Annotated in this window: 23 protein-coding genes; 5 read left to right on the top strand and 18 right to left on the bottom strand. The window is 66.1% G+C overall.

From position 1 onward, the window contains the following. Window positions 1–5 precede the first annotated feature (5 nt). The 8 genes from LF63_RS08145 to LF63_RS08180 all read right to left on the bottom strand — a co-directional run bounded on the left by LF63_RS08145 (window position 6) and on the right by LF63_RS08180 (window position 10613). Window positions 6–2588, bottom strand: a complete 2583-nt coding sequence (locus LF63_RS08145; protein ID WP_052394854.1) for a contractile injection system protein, VgrG/Pvc8 family — start codon at window positions 2586–2588, stop codon at window positions 6–8. Next, window positions 2585–3706 (bottom strand): type VI secretion system baseplate subunit TssG, encoded by a 1122-nt coding sequence (gene tssG / locus LF63_RS08150; protein ID WP_081945151.1) that lies wholly within the window; start codon window positions 3704–3706, stop codon window positions 2585–2587. The genes LF63_RS08145 and tssG overlap by 4 nt, the downstream gene beginning before the upstream one ends. Next, entirely contained in the window at window positions 3670–5490 is a 1821-nt protein-coding gene (tssF, locus tag LF63_RS08155) for a type VI secretion system baseplate subunit TssF (protein ID WP_043100919.1), read from the bottom strand. The genes tssG and tssF overlap by 37 nt, the downstream gene beginning before the upstream one ends. Next, window positions 5490–5879, bottom strand: coding sequence for a GPW/gp25 family protein (locus LF63_RS08160; RefSeq protein ID WP_052394855.1), 390 nt, complete (start codon window positions 5877–5879; stop codon window positions 5490–5492). The genes tssF and LF63_RS08160 overlap by 1 nt, the downstream gene beginning before the upstream one ends. Window positions 5880–5914: 35 nt before the next feature. After that, window positions 5915–6499, bottom strand: coding sequence for an Hcp family type VI secretion system effector (locus LF63_RS08165; protein ID WP_043100921.1), 585 nt, complete (start codon window positions 6497–6499; stop codon window positions 5915–5917). A 35-nt stretch (window positions 6500–6534) separates the two neighbouring features. Then, window positions 6535–8901, bottom strand: a complete 2367-nt coding sequence (gene tssC / locus LF63_RS08170; protein WP_043100922.1) for a type VI secretion system contractile sheath large subunit — start codon at window positions 8899–8901, stop codon at window positions 6535–6537. A gap of 404 nt (window positions 8902–9305) precedes the next feature. Next, window positions 9306–9572, bottom strand: a complete 267-nt coding sequence (locus tag LF63_RS08175) for a hypothetical protein (protein WP_152569293.1) — start codon at window positions 9570–9572, stop codon at window positions 9306–9308. Between the two features lie 39 nt (window positions 9573–9611). After that, the gene (locus LF63_RS08180; RefSeq protein WP_235205291.1) at window positions 9612–10613 is read right to left on the bottom strand and encodes a sigma 54-interacting transcriptional regulator; all 1002 of its coding nucleotides are present in this window, start codon (window positions 10611–10613) and stop codon (window positions 9612–9614) included. Between the two features lie 143 nt (window positions 10614–10756). Between LF63_RS08180 and LF63_RS08185 the strand changes: the two genes are divergently transcribed. Next, window positions 10757–11464 carry an SPOR domain-containing protein gene (locus tag LF63_RS08185; protein ID WP_161782336.1) on the top strand — a complete coding sequence of 236 codons (708 nt, stop codon included), beginning with the start codon at window positions 10757–10759 and terminating at the stop codon, window positions 11462–11464. Here LF63_RS08185 and LF63_RS08190 read toward each other — a convergent pair. Next, complete coding sequence (locus LF63_RS08190) at window positions 11444–11743, bottom strand: 7(1) septoil knot domain-containing protein (protein WP_043100927.1); 300 nt, start codon at window positions 11741–11743, stop codon at window positions 11444–11446. The two genes, LF63_RS08185 and LF63_RS08190, sit on opposite strands and share 21 nt — an antisense overlap. Before the next feature lie 56 nt (window positions 11744–11799). On the opposite strand from LF63_RS08190, the gene LF63_RS08195 reads away from it, so the two are divergent. After that, window positions 11800–12156, top strand: a complete 357-nt coding sequence (locus tag LF63_RS08195; RefSeq protein WP_152569295.1) for a hypothetical protein — start codon at window positions 11800–11802, stop codon at window positions 12154–12156. A gap of 15 nt (window positions 12157–12171) precedes the next feature. Here the strand turns inward: LF63_RS08195 and LF63_RS08200 are convergent, their stop codons facing one another. Continuing rightward, window positions 12172–12933: an anti-sigma factor family protein gene (locus LF63_RS08200; RefSeq protein ID WP_043100930.1), complete on the bottom strand. Its 762-nt coding sequence runs from the start codon at window positions 12931–12933 to the stop codon at window positions 12172–12174. Then, window positions 12930–13451, bottom strand: coding sequence for an RNA polymerase sigma factor (locus LF63_RS08205; RefSeq protein ID WP_043100932.1), 522 nt, complete (start codon window positions 13449–13451; stop codon window positions 12930–12932). The genes LF63_RS08200 and LF63_RS08205 overlap by 4 nt, the downstream gene beginning before the upstream one ends. Before the next feature lie 131 nt (window positions 13452–13582). On the opposite strand from LF63_RS08205, the gene LF63_RS08210 reads away from it, so the two are divergent. Together LF63_RS08210 and LF63_RS08215 are read left to right on the top strand one after the other, a co-directional pair. Next, a complete protein-coding gene (locus LF63_RS08210; RefSeq protein WP_043100934.1) occupies window positions 13583–14677 on the top strand; it encodes a catalase family peroxidase in 1095 nt (364 codons plus the stop codon). Continuing rightward, window positions 14674–15219: a cytochrome b gene (locus tag LF63_RS08215; RefSeq protein WP_043100935.1), complete on the top strand. Its 546-nt coding sequence runs from the start codon at window positions 14674–14676 to the stop codon at window positions 15217–15219. The genes LF63_RS08210 and LF63_RS08215 overlap by 4 nt, the downstream gene beginning before the upstream one ends. A 32-nt stretch (window positions 15220–15251) precedes the next feature. Here LF63_RS08215 and LF63_RS08220 read toward each other — a convergent pair whose 3' ends face one another. Genes LF63_RS08220 through pxpB form a run of 3 tightly spaced genes read right to left on the bottom strand, consistent with a single transcriptional unit; the run spans window position 15252 to window position 17691 of the window. Further along, the gene (locus tag LF63_RS08220; RefSeq protein ID WP_043100937.1) at window positions 15252–16013 is read right to left on the bottom strand and encodes a LamB/YcsF family protein; all 762 of its coding nucleotides are present in this window, start codon (window positions 16011–16013) and stop codon (window positions 15252–15254) included. Then, window positions 16010–16990, bottom strand: coding sequence for a 5-oxoprolinase subunit C family protein (locus LF63_RS08225; protein ID WP_043100939.1), 981 nt, complete (start codon window positions 16988–16990; stop codon window positions 16010–16012). The genes LF63_RS08220 and LF63_RS08225 overlap by 4 nt, the downstream gene beginning before the upstream one ends. Then, window positions 16987–17691: a 5-oxoprolinase subunit PxpB gene (pxpB, locus tag LF63_RS08230; RefSeq protein WP_043100941.1), complete on the bottom strand. Its 705-nt coding sequence runs from the start codon at window positions 17689–17691 to the stop codon at window positions 16987–16989. The genes LF63_RS08225 and pxpB overlap by 4 nt, the downstream gene beginning before the upstream one ends. A gap of 136 nt (window positions 17692–17827) precedes the next feature. Between pxpB and LF63_RS08235 the strand changes: the two genes are divergently transcribed. After that, window positions 17828–18067 (top strand): hypothetical protein, encoded by a 240-nt coding sequence (locus tag LF63_RS08235; RefSeq protein ID WP_043100943.1) that lies wholly within the window; start codon window positions 17828–17830, stop codon window positions 18065–18067. Window positions 18068–18095: 28 nt separating this feature from the next. On the opposite strand, the gene tadA is transcribed toward LF63_RS08235, so the two are convergent. From tadA to folD, 4 genes are all read right to left on the bottom strand, one after another. Next, on the bottom strand, window positions 18096–18578 hold the full coding sequence (gene tadA / locus LF63_RS08240) for a tRNA adenosine(34) deaminase TadA (protein ID WP_043100944.1): 483 nt from the start codon (window positions 18576–18578) through the stop codon (window positions 18096–18098). Between the two features lie 90 nt (window positions 18579–18668). Continuing rightward, window positions 18669–20228, bottom strand: a complete 1560-nt coding sequence (gene guaA / locus LF63_RS08245; RefSeq protein WP_043100946.1) for a glutamine-hydrolyzing GMP synthase — start codon at window positions 20226–20228, stop codon at window positions 18669–18671. A gap of 127 nt (window positions 20229–20355) precedes the next feature. After that, entirely contained in the window at window positions 20356–21810 is a 1455-nt protein-coding gene (guaB, locus tag LF63_RS08250) for an IMP dehydrogenase (RefSeq protein WP_043100947.1), read from the bottom strand. 147 nt (window positions 21811–21957) lie between these two features. Continuing rightward, on the bottom strand, window positions 21958–22824 hold the full coding sequence (folD, locus tag LF63_RS08255) for a bifunctional methylenetetrahydrofolate dehydrogenase/methenyltetrahydrofolate cyclohydrolase FolD (RefSeq protein ID WP_043100949.1): 867 nt from the start codon (window positions 22822–22824) through the stop codon (window positions 21958–21960). Window positions 22825–22901: the final 77 nt, after the last annotated feature.

Here is a 22901-nt window from a genome sequence, read left to right on the forward strand (position 1 = left end):
GCGCCTCATACGTAGATGTAGGTGATCGGGATCGACACGCTGATGCCGGTGATCTCAACGCCGATCTGGGCCGCGGCCACCTTCACGGAGAGTCCCGTGCCGATGACTTCCACGGACGTGGACATGCCTTTGACGCCGACATGCGTCTCCGAAGCGACCACGCCGATGTCGGTGGTGTCGCCGGTGACCGAGATGCCGGTGCTTTCGCCGGTCACGCTCAGGCGCGTCGATGCGCCGACCACGCTGGTGTCGATGCTGGAACCGACGACGTTGGTCTGGATGCTGCTGCCGGTGACCGAAGTGCTGATGCTGGAACCGGTCACGCGCGTGTCGATGGCGCTGCCGGTGACCGCCACGGCTTCGGTAGATCCGGTCGCCGATACCGAGCTGCTCATGCCGGTCAGCGAAGCGCTGGTGACGGCCCCGGTCAGCGAACTCTCGGTACGCACGCCAGTGACCGAGGTCTGCAGCGCCGCCCCGGTCATCGATATGCCGGTGCTGATGCCGACCGCCGAGGTGGTGGTGGTCGAACCGATGGTGTCGATGGAAGTCGTGAGTCCGACCGCGGACGTGCTGCTTTGCATGGCCGTGAGCGAGGTGTTGTCGACGATGTTCTGCGTCGACTTGCGCGTGGCGGTGCCCAGCGACACATCTTCGCTGTAGCTGTCGCCGGTCACGGTCGAATACGAAGTGGTCTTGCCCAGCGTGCTCTTGCTCCAGACCTCGGCGCCCTCGTGCGTGCTGTAGGTGCAGCCGAAGGAATCGGATCGGCTGAGCAGTCCGTCCTTGCCGTTTTCGGAGGTGGCGTAGCTGTAGCTGGCGCCCTGCGAATAGCTGGTATCTCGGTAGTCGCCGGTGTCGTACTTCGAGGTGACGATGCTGACGGCCTTGTCCAGGTCGTAGTCCGAGTGCAGGCCGAAGCGGATGCTCTGGTTGTCGCCGTAACTGGTCGAGTAGCTGCTGCCGACATTGGTGTTCGCGGTCCAGCCCGACGGTGTCACCACCAGCGAGCCGTTGGCCTGCACGATGCTCTGCACTTCGGGCAATTCGGATTCGTCGTTGGCGCGCGAGACCAGCACCATCACGCCGATTTCCGGCACCGTCTGCATGTGCGGCGCCAGCTTCACCCAGACCGGATCGCCGGGCGAACCGGGGCTGGAGAACTGCACGTAGACGCCCTTGGCCATGAGGTCGGTCGGCGCCGCTTGGGTGTCGCGCAGGTTCGACGATTCCGGATCGAAGTTCTGCGGCTCGTAGAAACGCCAGTCCTGCGGGCGCTGACCTTCCACATCGACCACGCGGGCCAGGATGCTGCCCTGCTGGGTGTCCTGCACCGAGAACGGACTGATGAGTCCGTTCGCCTCCGTGGCCTCGAAGGTGTTGGTGTAGGACCCCTCCGCCGACGCCGAATGCTGCACGCGGCTGAGCACGAACGGCTTGCCCTGCAGCGTCGGTCGCACCGCGCGCGGGCTGGTGCCCTCGGCCATGTTGCCCTGCAGCGTGAAGCGATAGCCGACGCGGAAGTACATGCAGGTACTGCCGCCGTTGAGCTGACTGGACGAGGACGCCAGGACCGAAGCCGTGTTCTTCACGTACTCCTGCGCGCTGTCGTTGCTGAAGCCGTATTCGTAGGTGCGGTACTGGTTGAACGGCAGCTCGCCCGGATCGGCCGGCATCTGCGAGGAGAAGGTCTGGTAGTCGGCGACCGTGTCCTGCTCGGACGCGCTTTCCTGATGCACGAAGCCGCCGCTGACGCCGCTGCTGACCAGCGACTGCTGATAACTGTACTCGTACACCACATCGTCGAAATGCAGACCGAGATCGTCGATGGAGGTGTAGGTATAACGCAGCGGTCGGTCGCCGAAGGCCTGCGGGTAGACGGCGCGGTTGGAGAACACCACCACATGCCGATCGCCGTAGTGCTGGAAGTAGTAGAAGATGTGCGCCTTGCTCATCAGACGCTGCAGGAAGGCATAGTCGCTCTCGCCCGACTGCAGCCAGTCCTGCACGCGCGCCACGGCCAGGTTGTTGTTGCCGGAGATGTCTTCCAGCGAATAATCCAGGTAGTGCCGGCGCATCAGCTGCTCGATGGCGTCGCGCACGCTCATTTGCGGATAGACGCGGTAGTTGTTGGTCAGCGTCAGCTTCCACAGCGCCGGCTTCATGCCGATGCGGTACACGCCGGGCTGGGCCATCGTGAACGAGCTGACCATGCCGTTGAACACGTTCATGCCCGGCGCACTGCCCTGCTTCACCGCCTGCATGAAACGGGCGGCGGCATCGGGACGGTCGCTCTTGATCGCGCTGTTGATGCCCACGGTGATCGGGCGGCCGATCACCTGGTCGAAATCGATCTCCACGGCGCCGGACGGACTGGTGCTGGCGCGCAGTTCGAGCTGATAGTCGAACGGTTCGGAGATGCTCTCCTGCCCCTTGAAATCGATCAGGCGGAAGGTCTCGTCGCCGTACCAGCGGTTGCCTGGCAGCGTGATCGCGCAGTGCAGCCACAACAGCGGCGAGTCGGGCTTGCCAGCCTGGCCGATCGTGTCGACACGGGTCACGCCCACCTGGTCGTCGCGCGGACTCATGCGGCCACCGCCCGGTCGTCGTCGGCACGGATCAGGAAGCTCACCCGGCGCGCCGCCGTCTGCGGGCCGCGCAACCAGGCGGTCTGGCCCAGGCGCAGCCCGTGGCTGCCGTTCGCGGTGCGCGGCAGGCGCAGGTTCGGCGGCGGCAGACGCTCATCGCGCAGCGTCACCGACACCCGCACATCGACGCGACGGTCGAACAGGTAATGCACCATCGCCACCAGCGGTCCGTGACCGCGACCGAAGGCATCCTTGCGCGCATCCATGCCGGCCGGCGCGCGATCGGCGAGTACGGCACACAGCGCCTGGTAGCCGATCGGACCGATCTCCAGACCCACGCAGGCATGGTTGATCCAGACCCGCTTGCCCAGCGGCGCAGGATCGCTCAGGCGTCGCCGCCCCAGATGCGTCCGATCGCGCTGCTCGATGTCGCGCCATGCGCCGAGCAACGGCTGCACGCGAACGTCCGTACCCAGATACAGCGTGAGTACGCGCTCGGCGGTCGCCGCGCTGCGCCGTCCACTGGGCAACAGACCCGCCAACGACAGCAACGCACGACGCGGCAGCGGCACGCGCTGCTTGAGTATCTCGTCGGCCGCGCCGTCGAACGCGAGCAGCCCCATCAATGCGCCGACCGCGCCGGCATACCGGGTGTGCTCCGGATGCAGCGCGTCGAAGGCCGGCACGCTGGCCGCCTTCAGTTCGTAGCGCAATGTGCTGATGCGGTGATTGAAGATGTCGAGGAACTCGGCCATTCCCGCGTCGCGTTCGGCGAGCCGCTCGCGCACCCACTCGGTGAAGCTGTCGGGCATCGGACCCAACATGCCCAGCACGGTGAAGTTGGAGACGAACAATTCCCGCCGCCGCCGACCGCCGAGCGGACGCCGCGGCATGCGCATGCGCCCGGCGGAAATCTCGCTGCCGGGGAACGCCGCCGACAATTCACTGCGGAAGCGAAGATCGGGATGCACGCGCGAAGCGCCTCGCTCGCGCGCCTGCACATCATCCTGCGCGGGCCACGACGACAGCCGTACCCATTGGAAGAAATCGAAACTCGCCGGCTGCGCCTGCAGGCGCGCGGCTAGAGATTCGCCTGTGCGCCAGTCAGCGGTTGCCATGTCTTCAATTCTCCACGGTGATGGATCGACTCCAGAATCACTTCAACGACGGTATTGACCTCTGCATAGAGCGCCAGGAAATGGCGCAGCACCGATGCGAACAGCGCCGCGCTGGCGCCTTCAAAATGGCCCAGATCGATCTGCAGGCGGATCTGCAGGCAATCGGTGAATCCGCGTTGCGTCGGCCAACGCGGCAGCGCGCGTTGCACGCGGCGGGTTTGCAGCCCGCTCAATCCGTCGATCTGGCGATAGCCGTCCACGCTGGCCGAGCCCACATGCAGGCGCAGCATGTTCTTCAGCGCCTCGGGGCCATGGCCGTTGTCGACCAGCGACAGATGGTTCAGACACAACTGCGAGATCACCGCCCAGGGACGGTCGCCAATCATCTGCGGCGGCTGGTTCGGCGTGGGCTTGCAGGCCACGGTCAACGTCGACACCGCGCCCGCGCCTTCCAGGTACAGCAACGTGCCTGCTCGCAGCATCGACGGCAGCCGTCGATTGGTGCACAGGGCCGTGCCGCCGATCATTTCCTCGGCCGGATGCGTCAATGCGAAATCGGGGTCGAGGAAGGACAGATAGGTTTCGGTGCCATGGATCGCCCCGGTCTGGTTGATGCCGCGACGCGGGGCGTAGAAGTAGTCCTGACGCTCCAGACTGATCGACTCGTCCATGGAGAAATACGGCGCGATCGGACGCGGACTCTTGCCCGGCACGATCGACACCAGATCCTTGATCGCGTAGATCTCGCAGAATCGGTGATGCTGCTCGTCGCCGATCAAACGGTATTCGTACTGCTTCTGATCGAGCACGAACGGCTCGATGCGCTGCGGGAACAGGTTGACCAGCGGCAGACAGTTCAGGCGCAGCAAGGAGGCGTCCATCGACACCTTCATCGGCGGCAGGTCGAGCAGGAACAGCAGCTCGAACTCCTTGTCCGCGCCGCTCAGGTCCAGCCCGTCGACCTCGAAGAACAGGAATTTCTGCGGGAACGCGAAATATTCCTGCACCAGGCGGTAGCCCGGATGCGTCAACGGATGCGCATCGAGCATGGCTTCGTCGTCGCGGAAGCCGCACCAGCGGAGACGGTCCGGCTCGATGTAGCGCAGTTCGTCCTGACCCGGGATGCGCACCGCCATGCGCACCAGATGCAGGGCGAGCGCGTCGTGCAATCGGTACGCGTGCTTGTTCTCGGCGTGGATGCAGAAGCGCAGGAACGGTGGCTTCAGCGCCTGCAGCGTGTCCTTGCCGAAGGCGCGGATCGTGGCGCGCACGACCGAGGCCGTGCGTTTGTCGCGCGGGTCGAGCGCGTAGGCGTTGGCGGCGACCGGTCCGACCTGCATCACCTTGAGCGGCCACAGCGGCGTATGGAAGCAGGTACGGAAGCGGCAGCGAACCTCCTTGCCGTCCTCCGAGCTCGCCATCGCCGAGACCAGACGGCCGCGCTCCAGCGCGGCGCCATGCACGAAGTTGGCGCCGTCGGCACGTACCTCGATCTCGCCGAGCAGCATCGCCGGCAGCGGCGCTTCCAGATGCGGATAGAGAATGCCGAGCAAGGCGTTGGGCAGCACCGCCTGATCCGCTTCCAGCTGATAGCGCAGACGCCCGGCGAGCCAGGCGAAGGACTGCATCAGCATCTCCACGTGCGGATCGCTGCTGCGGCCGCCGCTGAGTTGCAGGTCGCGGGCAAGGGCCGGGAACGAAGCGCCGAACTCGACGGCCTCCTCGCGCAGCGAAGACAGCTCGTTCTCGAACCACATTTTCAGTCGCGGCGTTTCCAGCTTCATCACCGACGCTCCGCTCGGGGCGCGTCGAAGCGGAACACGCGTGCGGTGCTCTCTCCAGGCAGGCGTCCATGGACCTTGAGCGTCGCGGTCAGCGTGCCGTGATCGCCATCGACCCACTCCAGACGAGGCTCCAGCAGACGCGGCTCGTAATGCGCGATGGCGCGCAGCAGCCAGCGACCGTAACGCTCCCGGTCACTGCTGCCGATGCCGAACTCGACGATGCTCGGCATGCCGAAGTCGTCGATGCGGATGTCGCCCGCAGCCACGCTCGGGCGACACATCACGAGCCGCTGAATCTGCTCCGCGATGGCCGCCGCCAGGTCGAACGGCGGCGCCTTGCCCATGCCCGGCGCTTCCCGGTTGACCAGCTTTTCGAGCAGGAACTGCATGTCGAACTTCCCTTCGCCGACGTGCGGCGACAGCTTCAGGGGGTGAACTGACCGATCGTTCGATTGCGCGCGATGCTCCAGCCGGACGAGAGGTTGCCGGACGTGTTGGTGTCGGCCCGCTGCACCGTGTAGGTCCACAGGACCTCGGTGAAATTGAGCTTGAACTGTTCGGTCGGCATGTCGTCGGGATTCGACTGGAACTGGATCTCGCTGACGATCGCGTCACGCAGCTCGATGGTCAGGATGTTGGCGGTCTTCTCGCCGGAATTGCGCGCGATGTAGATCTTGGTCGGCTTGTCGGCGCCCGCACCGAGCGGTTTCGCCGCCAGGCAGTTCTCGTAGAGCTTGACCGAGGTCTTGTCGACGTATTTGACGCACGTGAACTCGGTGATGATCGGACGGCCCGACGTACGCGCCGAGTTGCTGACGTCGGTGGTGATCTGCTGCTTCATGCCCTGATGGACGGAAACCAGCTCGAGGCACTGCCCCATGTTCTTCGAGGGCGGCTTGAAGCCTTTCCACACGTCCTCGAAGTTGTCGATCAGGCTGCCGCCGTTTTGCCAGCTGTTCGCGCCTCCGAAGATGGAGGGGTCGCCGGGTTGCAAGAGAATGAGGTCCATGGTCGCTCCTGGTGGTGGATCCGTTGCTTAGGCGATCAGCCCTTGGGCAGGTCGGCGACAAGGCGGATCGATGCGGTCAGCTCTTCCAGCTGGAAGTGCGGCTTGATGAAGACCGTCGCCTTGTACGATCCGGGTTCGCCGGGTACGTCGGTCACGTTGATTTGCGCGGCGCGCAACGGATAACTGGCCTTCACGTCCTGCGAGGCGTTGTCGTCCAGCAGCACGTACTGGGAAATCCAGGTGTTGAGGTAGGCCTCGACGTTGCCGCGGGTGAGGAACGAGCCCACCTTCTCGCGCATGATCACCTTGATGTAATGCGCGAAGCGCGACGCCGCCAGCATGTACGGAAGCATGGCCGACAGACGCGCGTTGGCGTTGGCGTCGGTAGTCAGGTACTGCCGCGGCTGGTTCGCGGTCTGGCCGCCGAAGAAAGCCGCCTGCCCGGTGCCCTTGCAGTTGCACAGCGAGATGAAGCCGAGATCGTTCAGTTCCTTCTCGCGGCGATCGGTGATGGTGACCTCGGTCGGGCAGATCATGTTCACCAGATCGGCATCGTCGTGATAGGTGAAGATCGGCAAGCCGTTGACCAGGCCGCCGCCCTCGACGCCTCGGATCGCCGCGGTCCAGCGGAACAGCGCGAAGGCGTTGGTGATGCGCTCGGCCAGCGCGTAGGCCGCGTTGCCCCACAGGAAGGCGCCGTGTTCCGGGCCGTTCTTGCCGGTCACGGTTTCCTCGTAATGCAGGCCCTCGGCCGGACGCGAATCCTTGCCGTACGGCAGACGCAGCAGCACGTGCGGCAGCGTCAGCGCCACGTAGCGCGAGTCCTCGGTGTTGCGGAACTCGACCCATTGCTGCATTTCGGGCGACTCGAACAACTGGGCCAGGTCGCGCGGTTTGGCCAGCTTGTCGAAACCGTCCAGACCGAACAGCGACGGTGCGGCCGCCGCCACGAACGGCGCATGCGCGGCAGCGGCGATCATGGTCATGCTGCTCAGCAGCGACTGGTCGTTGGGCAGGCGGCCGAACTCGTAGTCGCCCACCAGCAGGCTGTAGGGCATGCCGCCGTAGGTGCCGAACTCCGCCTCGTAGATCATCTTGAAGATGCAGCTCTGATCGAAGTCGGCCGCCTTCTCCAGTTCCTTGCGCAGATCGTCCTTGGCGACGTTGAACACGCGCAGCTTCAGCATCGTGCCGGTCTCGGCGCGCGAGACCAGGTAGAACATGCCGCGCCAGGTCGCTTCGAGCTTCTGGAAGTTCGGCGCATGCATGATCACGTCGAGCTGACGACCGATCTGCACGTCGATGCCGCCGACCCGCTCATCGATGAGTCCGTTGCTGCCCAACTCGACGTGGGTCAGATCCTTGTTCTCCATCGGCATGACGATTTCATGCGTGAAGCGCGCCGTCAGTCGACGGGCACGGGACAGCGGATCGATGGACAGGAATGCGGCATGACGGTCCGCCGCGGTCTGCTCGGCCTGTGCGGACAGGGCCTCGGCGGCATCGGCATTGGACTGTGCAAGCTGCAGGTCCGCAGCGGCATCGTCGCTGGCCTTGCGGGCGTCGATGGCGGCCTTGTTGGCCTTGGCAATGGCCGCATCGCCGGAGGCGCTCTTGGCTGCGTCTTCGGCCGCGGCAAGCTTGTCGGCGGCCGTCTTGGCGTTGTCCTTGGCGGTCGTCAGCGCGGCATCGGCATCCGTGGCGGCCTTTTTGGCATGGTCCGCCGCCTCTTGCGCCGCCGCCGCGGCTTCCTTGGCCGCTTCGGCCGTCTTCACGCTGTCGCCCATCTGAGCCACCAGCTGCGTGACCAGCGCGGTCGGCACGTCCTTGCCTTCGACAGGACCCTGCGCCGGCGTCGAGGACGGCGACACATCGACGACGACCCAGTCATCCGAACTGTCGGTCGGGAACAGCTGTTTCAGGCCGCCCATCGCATCGGCATCCTGGATGGTCTGATCGAGCAGACTGGCCAGCGAATCGTTGCACTCGGCCATCGACTGCAGGCCGCGCAGGTCGCCGCGTGCCTGGTAGCGCTGTCGGAGGCTGGGCACCTTGTTGACCACGGCCAGCGGCTCGAAGTCCGAGAGCGCGTTGAAGCTCAACGAACCATTGAGCTTCTTGCCGTCGCCGGCGACCAGATCGGGCAACCCGTTCAGGCTGATCATCGGACCGCACTCGGACAGGATCCGATCGAAGGATTCCGAGTCGATGTCGCGCATGCGGCGGTCTTTCACTGCAGGCAGCGAGTCCGCGCTTCGTTCGCCGGAAAGATCGGCAAAGATGCCGACGATGAAGGGCAGCTCGACCTTCTCGCTGGCCCCGCCCGTTTCCACGTCATAGGTGATGCGTACGCGCGGCGGACGCACACGCAGCAACTTCTTCTGAATACTCTCGACAGTCATGTTCGCGCCTCGGTTGGTGGAAGGCTGCGGATTCCGTTCGTACGAATGCCGCCCGTTGTTCCCGTGCGTAGACGCTTAATCAAGATGCATGCCAAGATCACAAGATATTGATTTATATATAGAAAATTATTTACCAACGAAAAATGTCCGGCACTGCCGTGTGCTTTTTCACTCAGTCGTGGCCAGTGCTCGTACGGGACATTTCGCCGGAGCATGGTGAAGAAACGGCATGAGCCTGCCGCGCACGCGGACGAGGAACCACGGTTGCCGGCTCACCGCGCGAAGGTGGGACGATTTCTTCACGGCGGGAGAAAAATGCCCCGCCGAACGCTGCGCATGGACGCGCGAATCCATCGCGACCGGTCTCCCGAACGCGGATGCTGTGTCAAGAATGGAGGACGCGCTCAGTCGTCCGTGCGCAAACGCCAGAGTTCTCGCTGACCGATGCGCAACGATTCGACAACGCCGTGCTGCCTCAAGCCGGCGAGCGCCTGCTCGACTTCGGCTTCGGTGGCGTCGGGCACAGAAGCATGCAGCCACCATTGGCGGATGCCCTGCGCGGTATCCGCACTTCGAGGATGCTGCCGCAGATAGGATGCGATCGCGGCAGCGATCATACGATGACGCTCAGCCGTTGCGGCGTCGTCGTTGGGGAATGGCTTGCGTGCCATGACTGGAAGCTGCGAAAGCTCCTCCCGTAGTTCTTGTTTTCATGGGTCGACGGAATGCTTTTCGCGCTTGTCCGCGGTGGCCGGCTTGCTGCGATACTTGCGGACCAGTTTGCTGAAGGCGCTGCGGTCCTGTCCAGCCATCCGTGCCGCCTCGGAAATGTTGCCATGCGCGCGTTTCATGGCGCTGGCCACGTAGTCGCTCTCGAATGCGGCGATGGCGCGCGCCTTCGCCTCGCGGAAGTCACCACTGAATCGCGGCGTCTCCTCGGCCGGGGCCTGTTGACCGACCCGATCGCTGCCGGGCGTGGCCTGGATCACCCTGCCCTCGCACATCAGGAATTCGCGCTGCACGAAGTGCTCGAGTTCGCGCACATTGCCCGGCCAATCGTAATGCGCCAACGCCGCCAGCGTGCGCGGATGCAGCCGCTTGGCCGGCATGTCGGACGCATAACGCCGGTTGAGACGGTCGAGGAACGTCTGCGCCAGTTCGGGCACATCGCCGGCGCGCTCGCGCAACGGCGGCATGTGCAGCGGCAGGACCTTCAACCGGTACAGCAGATCGCGACGGAAGCGCCGCGATTCGACCAGCGCGTCCAGATTCGCGTTGCTGGCGGTGACCAGACGCACGTCGGCGTGCCGCATCTGCGTGCCGCCGACACGGCGGTAGGTGCCGTCCTGCAGGAAACGCAGCAGCGAGGCCTGCGCCTTCGAGGAAAGCGCATCGATTTCGTCGAGGAACAGCGTACCGCCGTCGGCCTCGCTGATCAGTCCCGGCGCGGCCTGTCGCGCATCGGTGAACGCGCCGCGCTCGTGACCGAACAATTCGCTTTCCAACAACGACTCGGACAGCGCACCGCAATTGACCGGGATGAAGGGGCCTTCCGAACGACGTCCGAGGTAATGCACGGCGCGAGCCGCCAGTTCCTTGCCGGTGCCGGTTTCGCCGCTGACCAGCACGGTAATGTCGAAACCGGCCACGCGGCGGATCTGCGCCAACACGTGCGCAAACTGCGGCGAGGAACCCAGAAGGTTGAATCGCAAAGCATCATCCATGACACGCCCCTGATTTGTGCCGCGGTGGGTGCATCGGCGGTCGCGCCGTGGAGACTTGCGGAACCGTATGGGCCATCCGCATGGCGAGCGACGCGTTCGATGCTCCCCGAGTTCAAGATCGAACGAGGTCGATGTGGTACCACGAAGACGCGCATCGATTCAATGCGAATAATTCCCAGGCCATGGCTGCTTTTCCTGTCTCGCCATTGCCTGCGGGCGGTGGCACCATGGGACGCACGTGCGGTGCAGACGGCAACAGGGATGGCGACATGCTCGCGAAACTGGCATTGATTCTTCTGGTGATCCTGTTCGGCGCCAGCATGTTTCTGGCGGGTGCGATGGCACCCGATTCATGGCGTCAGGATATCGCCGGCCTGGTCGGCAAACTGCCCGGCCTGTCGCCGTCCGATTCATCCAAGAGCGATGCCGCAGGCCAGGCCAAGCGCGTCGCGAAGAGCGCCATCGCTCCGGCCGCCTCGACGGCGAAGGCTTCGAGCGCTGCCAAGCCGGCCACGCTCGGCAGCCTGCTAGTGAGTACCGCGGTAAAACAGCCCGAGCCGAAGAAAGGCGCCGCAGCCTACGCGCTGCAACTGGGCATGTACGTCTCCGACGCCGCCGCGGCGAGCGAGGAGAAACGCGTGAAGGCGGCCGGCATCGATCTGCCGTTGACGCGTATCGGCGTGGTCGACGCCAGCGGCAATGCCTGGGTCGTGCTCGCGGTAGGTCGATTCCCGTCGACGGCGGACGCGCAGAAGTCCGAGGAGCGCATCGCCAGCATCCTCGGCATGCGCAACCTGTCGGTCGTGCGCCTGCCGGACTCAGGAAAACCCGCGTCGTGAAGCGAACAGGCCGCGCCTTGCCTGTGCAGGATCGCGCCAGCCGGCTTCGCCATAGCTGTCGACGAAACAGACTTTCACCTGCGCCATGCCGATGCTGCAGAAATACACCCAGGCCGTGGCGTCATGCCGCTCGCGCGTGATGAACCAACGCGTGTCGCCCTGCGCCAGTCCCCAGCTGGATACACGATGCACCCAGATGTCGGCCTGGCCGCGATCGTGCACCAGCGCCACGCGCACGTCCGCCTCGCCCATCGTCCAGACTTGATAGATGCGTGCCATCGGCCTCAGTATGTCCTCTACAGGATGTCCTGCCCGATCATCGCCGAGGTACGACCATGAAGTCACCCATCCGGCCCGGCGGCCGGTTCCCGCAAGGACGCATCAGCGTAATGAGGTCGCCGATATCGGGACGCCTGGTGCTGGGCGAATCCGAACCGGTCGAGGACGACCGCCGCGCACGCGCCGCGATGCAGGCAGGCCCCTCGCATGCCAATCCGCGCAAACAGACCCCGGCCACCATCGACCAACCGCTGCCGCCGCGACTGCAGACGGCACTGTCCTACGAACTCGACCCGGAACTGCGCGCCCAGCTCAACGGCGGACCCGGTCCGCGACCGATGTCCAGGCGCGAAGCGGATCAGCGCGTGCAGGTGATGTTCCAGATCGATACCTCGCTGCCCGAAGGCGACTGAAACCGCAACGCAGGCTCAAATCGAACGCGCCGACCATGCCCGCTCCACGACATGCGCATCGCGCCCACGGTCGCGGCTGACCAGCGCGTAGTTGTAGCCCTGCCCCGACCAGTATTTCGCCAGCAGGCCATCCTGCCGGTTGGTGCCCGGCGGCAGCGGCCCGCGTAGCGCGGTCGGCGGACGGATGTAGAAACTGATGGCGTCGCCGCCGCGGTTGCGGTACACGACGATGGCCGCCGGACCGCTACCCGTCGCCAGCAGCCGTGCGTTGACGGGCCGGAATCCCGCTTCGTGCAGATCCGGCAGATGCGCCGCGTCGCCGAAATGGCGCTGCAACCAGGACTGCATCTGTCCCGGCTGCTGCTGGACCATGTCGGCCACGGCCTCCGGCTGCAGCGCGAACATCCGGTAGGCCTGCAGCGCGTCGCTCATCGGCGCTTCGCCGCGTGCCGCCTCCTGCATGCCGCGCGCCTGCCAGCCGGTGAAACCACCCGCGCCGATGCCGAGCACCAGCGACGCCGCCAGCGCAAGCAGCCGACGACGCCGAGCGGCGTGTCGCGAGCGGATGGCGACCGGGTCCAGCTGCGGTGCATCCGGCAGCGTCGGCGACGCCGCCAGCAGGACCCGCAGACGTTGCGCGTCCTGTTGCCACTGCCGGACTTCGCGTGCGCGCTCCGGATGCTGCTGCAACCAGCGCTCGACTTCGCTTCGACGCGCCTCGTCCAGTCGACCGTCGACGTAGGCATGCAGATCGCTTTCGTCGGGAATCATGCTCATTTCAGCAATCTCAGGTGGGGAGAAGACGACACAGCGTCGCCCTCGCAGAGCGAACGAAGCGCACGGCGCGCCCGCGACAGGCGGGACATCACGGTGCCGATCGGCACGTCGAGAATCTCGGCGACCTCGCGGTAGCTGAGCCCTTCGACGGTGACCCAGACCAGCAGATTGCGCTGCGGTTCGGGCAAGGCATCGAGCGCTTCGAGCATGGCATGCGCCTCGGTGTGTCGCTGTGCCGACGGCGCGAAGCCTTCCTCGTGGCCGAGGCGTTCCAGCATCCAGGCATAACGCTTCGCACGGCGGCGGCTGTCGAGGAACTGCCGATAGACGATGCTGAACAGCCAGGCCTGCAGCGCTTCCGGCTCGCGCCGGCTGTCCCAGCGCTTCACGGCGCGCTCCAGCGCCGCCTGCACCAGATCGTCCGCGCGCGTCTGATCGCGCGTCAGCGAATGCGCGAATCGCCGCAGGCGCGGCAGACACGCGCGCAGGTAAGCATCGAGTTCGTTGTTCCGGGACATGGGTCCGCCTGTCGGGGTTCCATGAGTGGGACGCCGCGCAGGAACGATTATTCCACCGACGAGGGAATAGATCCCTGTCCCGAACGTCGTACAGGAAGACCCCCCTCACGTTCGAGGCCAGGAGTACGCCCATGTCGGCATCTTCCCCATCCGCCCCGTCGCGGCGCAGACAGCCCTGGTGGTGGCTCGTCATCGCGTGCGCGCTCGTCGTCCCCGTGCTGCTGTTTGCCTACGTCGCCGGCTGGATGACACCCGACCGCCTGACCCCGGCGCGTTTCGTCGACCAGTTCCAGCATGGCGGCGTGCATCCGGGCTTCCGCCGCAATCATGCCAAGGGCATGTGCGTAAGCGGCTATTTCCAGAGCAACGGCGCGGCCAGCCGCTATTCGACGGCTTCGGTATTCGCCACCGATGCCCGCACGCCGGTGATCGGACGCTTTGCCGTGCCCGGTCCGAACCCGGTTGCCTCCGATGCCGCCGGACCGGTGCGCAGCCTGGCACTGCGTTTCACGCCGGAAGACGGACAGCAGTGGCGCACCGCCATGAACAATTCGCCGGTCTTCGTCGTCGCCACGCCGGCCGGGTTTCTGGCGCGGATGATCGCGCACCAGCCCGATCCGGCTACCGGCAAGCCGGATCCGGCTAGGATCGCGGCCTTCCGGGCAGCGCATCCGGAAACCCGCGCGTTCCTCGCCTGGGCCAAGGCGACCCGCCCTTCGTCGAGCTGGGCGACGCAAACCTACCGCAGCCTGGACGCCTTCGAGTTCGTCGACGCCGAAGGACACCAACATCCGGTGCGCTGGCGCATGCAGAGCGAGACGCCCGCGCCGATCAACGACGAAGGCAGCGGCAACGACGGACTGGCCACCGACCTGCAGCAGCGTCTTGCGCAAGGCCCGCTGCGCTGGCGCCTGATCGTCACGCTGGCGCAGCCCGGCGACCCGACCGACGATGCCACCCGCGCCTGGCCCGAGGATCGCCCCGAGGTCGACGCCGGTACGCTGGTGCTGACCCGCGCCGAATCGCAGAGCGAGGGACCTTGTCGCGACATCAACTACGACCCGACCGTACTGCCGAACGGCATCCGCATCTCTAACGACCCGCTGCTGCCGGCGCGCTCCGCGGTCTACGCGCTTTCGCATCTGCGCCGCACCAGCGAAGAAGCGCATGTACCGGGGTATCCCGCCGTCCAGCCATCCGCCACGCCGCAGGAGCACACGCCATGACGTCCCCTACCCGGCACTTCCATTGGCTGCCACGCCTGCTGCACTGGTCGATGGCCGTATTGATCGTGGCGATGCTGTTCATCGGCATCGGCATGGTCGGCAGTGTGTCCTCGACGCACGAAGCCCTGATCCGTCTGCACAAGCCGCTCGGCATCCTGATCCTGCTGCTCGCCCTGCTACGGGTGTGCACGCGGCTGGCCGCGCGTCCGCCCGCACTGCCGACGACGCTCCCTCGCTGGCAGAAACATGCGGCTCACGCATCGCACTGGTTGCTGTACGGCCTGATGATCGCCATGCCGCTGATCGGTTGGGCCATGCTCTCGGCTGCGGGCGATCCCATCGTGCTGGGCGGCGGTCTGCGCCTGCCGCCGATCGCGCCGCAAAGCACGCTGCTCTACGCCTACCTGCGGCAGGCGCATACCGTGCTGGCGTTCGGACTCTTCGCCACGATCCTGGGACACGTCGGCGCGGCGCTGCACCACGGACTGATCCGCCGCGATGGGGTGTTCTCGAGCATGGCGCGCGGACGACGTCGCGAATGAATCCGCGCACGAAGTCGAGACAATAGACGGTGCTACGCCCCCGGTTGGCGCAACACGACGCCCGCCTCGCGCAACCGCTCATGCATGCCGCGCGCGAACGCCGCGGCATGCGTTCGGTCGCCGTGCACGCAGATGCTGTCGGCGCGTAGCGTCAGCACGCTGCCGTCGTCGGCCTCGACCGCGGCGTCGCAGGCCAGTCGCACGGCCTGCGACGCCGCGGCTTGCGCGTCTTCGATAACGGCATGCGGCTCGCCGCGCGGCACAAGCTGGCCGTCCGGGCGGTAGCGGCGGTCCGCGAAGACTTCGTGCGTCACCGTCAGCCCGAGCTGTCGGCCATGGGCGACCAGCTGTCCGCCCGAACGACCGACGAGACGCATGCCGGCATCGACATCGCGCACCGCGCGGGCCAACGCATCGGCGAGTTCGGCGTCGCGCTCAACCATGTGATAGAGCGCGCCGTGCGGTTTCATGTGCGTCAGTTGCGCACCCTGCGTGCGCGCGACGGCGGCCAGCGCACCGATCTGGGCGACGGTGATGTCATAGGCCTGCTGGACATCAAGCGCCATCGCACGCCGCCCGAAACCGGCCAGGTCGGGCAAGCCCACATGGGCGCCGATGGCGACCCCGGCGGCGACCGCCGCCGCCACGGTCTCGCGCATGATCGAAGGATCGCCGGCGTGAAATCCGCAGGCGACGTTGGCCGAGGTGATCCACGGCATCACGTCGGCATCGGCGCCCATACGCCAGGGGCCGAAGGATTCGCCCATGTCGCAATTCAGATCGATGCGTTTCATGCGCCCTGCTCCAGTCGTCGCGCGATGTTCCGGCACAGATCATCGAGGCTTCGCTGTTGCTCGGCAAGCGCGTCCCGAGCCTTCGAGGGATCGATCCAGGCAAAGCGCACCACATCGCCCGGACGGCATTGCGCCAGACGCGGCAGGTCCACGCCCGCCAGCTGCGCGATGCGCGGATAGCCGCCGGTGACCGGATGTTCGGCGCCCAGCAGGATCGGCTGTCCGCCCGGCGGCAGTTGCATGACGCCGGCGACCACGCCTTCGCTGATGCACTCGCCCACGCTGGGCGCCTGCAGCGGATGTTCGACTTCGAGACGCACGCCGACACGATTGCTGTCTGCGGCCACGCGGAAGCCCGAACGCAGAAGCGTCGCGTGCGAGGCCGCATCCAGCGCCGCGGTGTGCCGCGATTGCATCAACCGCAACGGCGCGTCGGTCGCTGGGTCGATGAACCAGGGACGCGGGTCCAGCGACCAGCCCGACACGGCCCGATCCGGCAAACGACGCGCGCCGATCGAAAGATGATCGCCCGCCCGCAGCGCACGCCCCTCCAACGGACCGAGTCCTGCATTGAGATCGACGCTGCGGCTGCCCAGCCAGGGTTCGACCTCGAGGCCACCCTCGATGGCCAGATAGCTGCGACAGCCCGACATCATCGGACCGAGATCGAGTTCGCTGCCCGCGGGACACCATACGCTGGCCCACATCGGCATCGGCGCATCGTTGCAGCGCGCGCGCGGCAACGGCGCGCCGGTCAGCGCCACGTGCGCATCGCGATGCAGACGAAGTTTCGGCCCGCGCAACGTGCATTCGATGGCGCACGCCGACAAGGGATTGCCGACCAGCGCGTTCGCCAGTTGCAATGCAGGCTGGTCGGCGGCGCCACTGCGGCCGATGCCGAGGTGCGCCCAGCCGGGACGTCCAGCATCTTGCAGGCTGCTGAGCAAACCGGGCGCAAGCACTTCCAGCGCGCTCATGCGCCGGACTCTCGCTGCAGGCGTTCAAACGCATCCGGGTCGATCGGCTCGAACTGCACCCGATCCCCCGGCGCCAGACGGCACGGGCGGGCATCGTCGAACGGATCGAACATGCTCAGCGGCGTGCGCCCGATCAACTGCCAGCCGCCAGGCAACTCCCGAGGATAGATGCCGGTCTGCGCTCCGCCGATGGCAATCGAACCCGCGGGCACTCGTGTGCGCGGCGTGGCGCGGCGCGGCATGGCGAGCGACGGGTCCATGCCCAGCAGGTAGGCGAATCCGGGGGCGAAGCCGAGCATGGCCACGCGGTATTCCGCGGCGCTGTGGCGGCGCACGACGTCCTCGACCGAGAGGTCAAGCGCCTCAGCCACGGCAGCCACATCCTCGCCGTGCGTGATGTCGTAGCAGACCGGAATGCGATGCCATGCACCCTGCTCGAACGCTACCGGCCAGGCCTCGGGATCGTTCACGACCGTCTCGATGCGCGCCCGCAGGTCGTCGTCTGCCCGCCCCGGCGTAGGTGCATCGAAACGCAGCAGCAGACTGGCGTAGGCCGGCACCAGATCGCGCAGACGCGGCAGATCGGCGGCGCGCAATGCCGTGGCCAGTGCATGCACCCGCGCGTTGACTTCAGGATCGATGGTGTCCGCCAGGCGCAGCAGAATGCTGTGCTCGTCGAGTGTTTCGAATGCGACATGCATGGCCCGCATCGTACACAGGCACGCATTGCGGCGTGAAACCGCGGTGCAGCCCGCATTCAGCCAGCACGCGCCGAATTGTCCGTCGATTCATCTTGGGAGGTCCATGATGGCGGCGAATCCTACGGAGCACCCGGTCATGGCACAACTTCAAGGCTCGCACGCAGGCTACCGCTTCGATGCGTTCTGGAGCGTGCAGAACGACACCGTATTCTGGGGCGCGATCATCAGTCAGGACGGTCACGTGATGGGCCGCCCGAAGGGTCAGCTGCAGCGCGAGGCCATCGACGGCGACGAAGCCGGCGCCATCCGGCACGTGGTGGCGACCGCCATCGACAAGAACGTGGGCGTCGACGCGGACGCCAAGCTGTACGGCTGACGTTCGCCACTAAGCGCCGCGAACGCGCTCAGCGCCGCGAACGGAAGAAGTCGCGCAACATCGCACCAGCCTCTTCGGCCAGCAGGCCGGAGCCGACCTCGATGCGGTGGTTATGGCGTTCGGACACCAGCGTATCGAACACGCTGCCGGCCGCGCCGGTCTTCGGGTCTGTCGCTGCGTACACCACGCGGGCTATGCGCGCATGCACCAGTGCCATGGCGCACATCGCGCACGGTTCCAGCGTGACGTAGAGCGTGCTGCCGGGAAAACGGTAATTGCCCAATTTCTCGCCCGCCGCGCGCAACGCCACGATCTCGGCGTGCGCGGTCGGATCGTGCAGCGTGATGTTGCGGTTCCACCCCAACCCCAGCACCTGCTGGTCGGCATCCACCAGCACGGCGCCGACCGGAACCTCGCCCTCGGCATCGCGCGCATGCCCGGCCAGCGCCAGGGCGCGCTGCATCCAGGCGCGATCCTGATCGCTGAAGGCGTCGTTGGCAGACGGCGTCATGAAGTCTTTTCCATCAATCACTTGCGATGTAAAGATCGCGTTGTGGAAACCAGCGCGGGCAGGCATGGGATTCGCAAGCTATTGATTTCATTACTCCCACTCGATGGTTGCCGGCGGCTTGCCACTGATATCATAAACCACGCGAGAAATACCACGTAATTCATTGATAATACGTCGAGAAACCTGATCCAGGAACTCATAAGGCAACTGCGCCCAGTGCGCCGTCATGAAGTCCACAGTCTCCACGGCGCGCAGCGCCACGACCCAGTCGTAGGCGCGGCCGTCACCGACCACGCCGACGGACTTCACCGGAAGGAATACCGCGAAGGCCTGGCTGACGCGATCGTAGAGATCGTGCCGGCGCAGTTCCTCGATGTAGATGGCGTCGGCCTTCTGCAGCAGCTCGACGTACTCGGCCTTGACCTCGCCGAGCACGCGCACGCCCAGCCCAGGACCCGGGAACGGATGGCGATAGACCATTTCGCGCGGCAGACCGAGTTCGACGCCGATGCGGCGCACCTCGTCCTTGAACAGCTCGCGCAGCGGCTCGACCAGCTTCAGGTTCATGCGCTCGGGCAGGCCGCCGACGTTGTGGTGGCTCTTGATGACGTGCGCCTTGCCGGTCTTGCCGCCGGCCGACTCGATGACGTCCGGATAGATCGTACCCTGCGCCAGCCACTTCACGCCTTCGAGCTTGCCGGCTTCTTCGTCGAACACTTCGATGAACAGGCGGCCGATGACCTTGCGCTTGGCTTCCGGGTCGGACACGCCTTCCAGCGCCTGGAAGAAGCGCTCGGCGGCGTTGACGCGGATCACGCGCACGCCCATATGCTCGGCCATCGTCGCCATCACCTGATCGCCTTCCTGGTAGCGCAGCAGGCCGGTGTCGACGAACACGCAGGTCAGCTGATCGCCGATGGCCTTTTCCAGCAGCGCGGCGACAACCGAGGAATCCACGCCGCCGGACAGTCCCAGCAGCACGTGGTCGTCGCCGACCTGCTCGCGCACGCGCTCGATGCTGTCCTCGATGATGCGGCCCGGCGTCCACAGCGTCTGGCAGGCGCACAGATCGACCACGAAGCGACGCAGCAGCTCCAGACCGCGCTGCGTGTGCGTCACTTCGGGGTGGAACTGCAGGCCGTAGTATTTGCGCGCGTCGTCGGCCATGCCGACCAGCGGCACCGAGTCGGTCGCGGCCACGCCGATGAAGCCCTCCGGCAACGCGGTGACGCGATCGCCGTGCGACATCCAGACGTCGAGTTCGCCGTTGGCGGCAATCAGACCATCCAGCAGCTCGCAGTGCCCGGTGCGATGCACCTTGGCATAGCCGAACTCGCGATGATGCTCGCTCTCGACCTTGCCGCCGAGTTGCACGGCCATGGTCTGCATGCCGTAGCAGATGCCCAGCACCGGCACGCCCAGGTCGTACACGGCCTGCGGCGCGCGCGGCGAGTCGCTCTCGGTGACCGATTCCGGGCCACCGGAAAGGATGATGCCCTTGGGCGCGAACTGCGCGATGTCGTCGGCGTCGTGGTCCCAGGCCCAAATTTCGCAGTAGACGCCGATTTCGCGCACGCGGCGGGCGATCAGCTGCGTGTACTGCGAGCCGAAATCGAGAATGAGGATTTTGTCGCTGTGGATGTTCTGCATGCGGGGACTCGGGTTCGGGCCCGGGACTCGGGCTCCCGGCCACCGCTGCTGAAAAATCGCGTCGGACGGTCGAACCGCCCTGCTCCGCCGGCATCCAGTTCCCGAGTCCCGGAAACCGGCGGGTGTATCAGTCGAGCCGGTAGTTCGGCGCTTCCTTGACGATCTGGATGTCGTGCGGATGCGCTTCCAGCACACCGGCGCCGGTCACGCGCACGAACTGCGCCTTGTTGCGCATCTCGTCGATGCTGCCGCAGCCGCAGTAGCCCATCGAGGCGCGCAGGCCGCCCATCATCTGATGCACGATGCTGCGCAGCGGGCCGCGGTACGGCACGCGCCCTTCGATGCCTTCCGGCACCAGCTTGTCGGCATCGGCCTCGTCCTGGAAGTAGCGGTCCTTGGAACCCTGTTGCATCGCGCCCAGCGAACCCATGCCGCGGTAGCTCTTGTAGGAACGGCCCTGGAACAGTTCGACTTCGCCCGGCGCTTCCTCGGTACCGGCAAACATCGAACCGAGCATGACCATCGACGCACCCGCGGCGATGGCCTTGGCGACGTCGCCCGAATAGCGGATGCCGCCGTCGGCGATCAGCGGGATGTCATCCTTCAGCGCCGTGGCGACCATGTCGATGGCGGTGATCTGCGGCACGCCCACGCCCGCGACCACGCGCGTGGTGCAGATCGAGCCGGGGCCGACGCCGACCTTGACCGCATCCGCACCCGCGTCGCGCAGCGCCAGCGCCGCGTCGCCGGTGACGATGTTGCCGGCGATCACCTGCAGCTCCGGATAATGCTTCTTGACCCAGGCCACGCGATCGATGACGCCCTGCGAATGGCCGTGCGCCGTATCGACCACGATCACGTCGACGCCGGCCTCGGCCAGCGCCGCGATGCGCGCTTCGGTGTCGCCGCCGACGCCGACCGCGGCGCCGACGCGCAGACGCTCGTGCGCGTCCTTGGCTGCGTACGGGTTGTCGCGCGCCTTCTGGATGTCCTTGACGGTGATCAGACCGCGCAGCTGGAACGCGTCGTTGACCACCAGCACCTTCTCGATGCGGTTGCGATGCAGCAGGTCCAGCACTTCATCGTGCCCGGCGCCCTCGCCGACCGTGACCAGCTTGTCCTTGCGGGTCATGATGTTGCGCACCGGATCGTCGTGCTTCTTCTCGAAGCGCAGATCGCGGCTGGTGACGATGCCGACCAGCGCATCGCCTTCCACCACCGGCACGCCGGAGATGCTGTTGGCGCGGGTGATCTGCATGACTTCGTGGATGGAGGTATCCGGTCCGACCGTGATCGGATTGCGGATCACGCCAGCCTCGAACTTCTTCACCAGGCGCACTTCGGCGGCCTGCTGTTCCGGCGTCATGTTCTTGTGGATGATGCCGATGCCGCCGCACTGCGCCATGGTGATGGCCAGACGCGCTTCGGTAACCGTGTCCATCGCGGCCGACACGATCGGCACGTTGAGGCGGATGCCCCGGGTCAATCGCGTGGAGGTGTCGACGTCGCGCGGCAGCACGGTCGAATGGGCGGGGACGAGGTAGACGTCGTCGTAGGTGAGAGCCTCGGCAAGAATGCGCATGGCGTATGGTCCCGCAGGTAAATCAGGGCATTGTACTGCATGTCGTCAAGGCGGAGCCATATCCGCCATGAAGTTTCGTCATCTCGGGACGTCTTCGAGCAGCTTCCGTAGCGGATCGAGCGCGGCCACACACGGCCGCATGCACCGTCAGGCGACCGAGCGCGCCTGGCGCGACTCGGCGGCTTCGAGGGTGTTCTCGATCAGCGTGGCGACCGTCATCGGTCCGACGCCACCGGGCACCGGCGTGATCCACGACGCACGTTCGCTGGCGGCATCGAACGCGACGTCGCCGACCAGACGGCCATCCTCGAGGCGGTTGATGCCGACGTCGATGACCACGGCCCCCGGCTTGACCCACTCGCCCTGGATCAGTCCCGGCCGCCCCACGGCAACCACCAGGATGTCGGCCTGCCGCACGTGCGCGGCGAGATCGGCAGTAAAGCGATGGCAGCAGGTCACGGTCGCACCGGCGATCAACAGTTCCAGCGCCAGCGGCCGTCCGACATGGTTGGACACGCCGACGATGACGGCATGCCGCCCCCGCACCGGACGATCGGTGTGACCGAGCAGCGTCATCACGCCCTTCGGCGTGCACGGACGCAAGCCGAGCCGGCGCAGGACCAGACGCCCGACATTGACGGCATGGAAGCCGTCCACGTCCTTGCGCGGATCGATGCGGTCGACCAGCGCGTCCTCGTCGACGTGATCCGGCAGCGGCGACTGCACCAGGATGCCGCTGACGTCCGGATCGGCGTTGAGCTTGTCGATCAGGGCGAACAATTCGGCTTCGCTGGTGGAGGCCGGCAGGTCGTAGTCGTAGGAACGGAAACCGACCTGCTCGCAGGCACGCCGTTTGTTGCGCACGTAGACGGTCGAGGCAGGATCTTCGCCGACCAGCACCACGGCCAGTCCGGGCGGCGACTTGCCCGCCGCGACGCGCTCGGTCACCCGTCGCTCGACGCGGTCGAGCACTTCCTGGGCAATGCGTTTACCGTCGAGAATGCGTGCGGTCATGTCGAATGCGTGCCGGGAAAGCGCGCATTATCCGGGTTCGCGGCGAGCGGCACAAATCGGAGCGCTGCTGCGGGTTT

This window comes from Oleiagrimonas soli, from assembly GCF_000761445.1.
GTDB classification, from domain to species: Bacteria; Pseudomonadota; Gammaproteobacteria; order Xanthomonadales; family Rhodanobacteraceae; genus Oleiagrimonas; species Oleiagrimonas soli.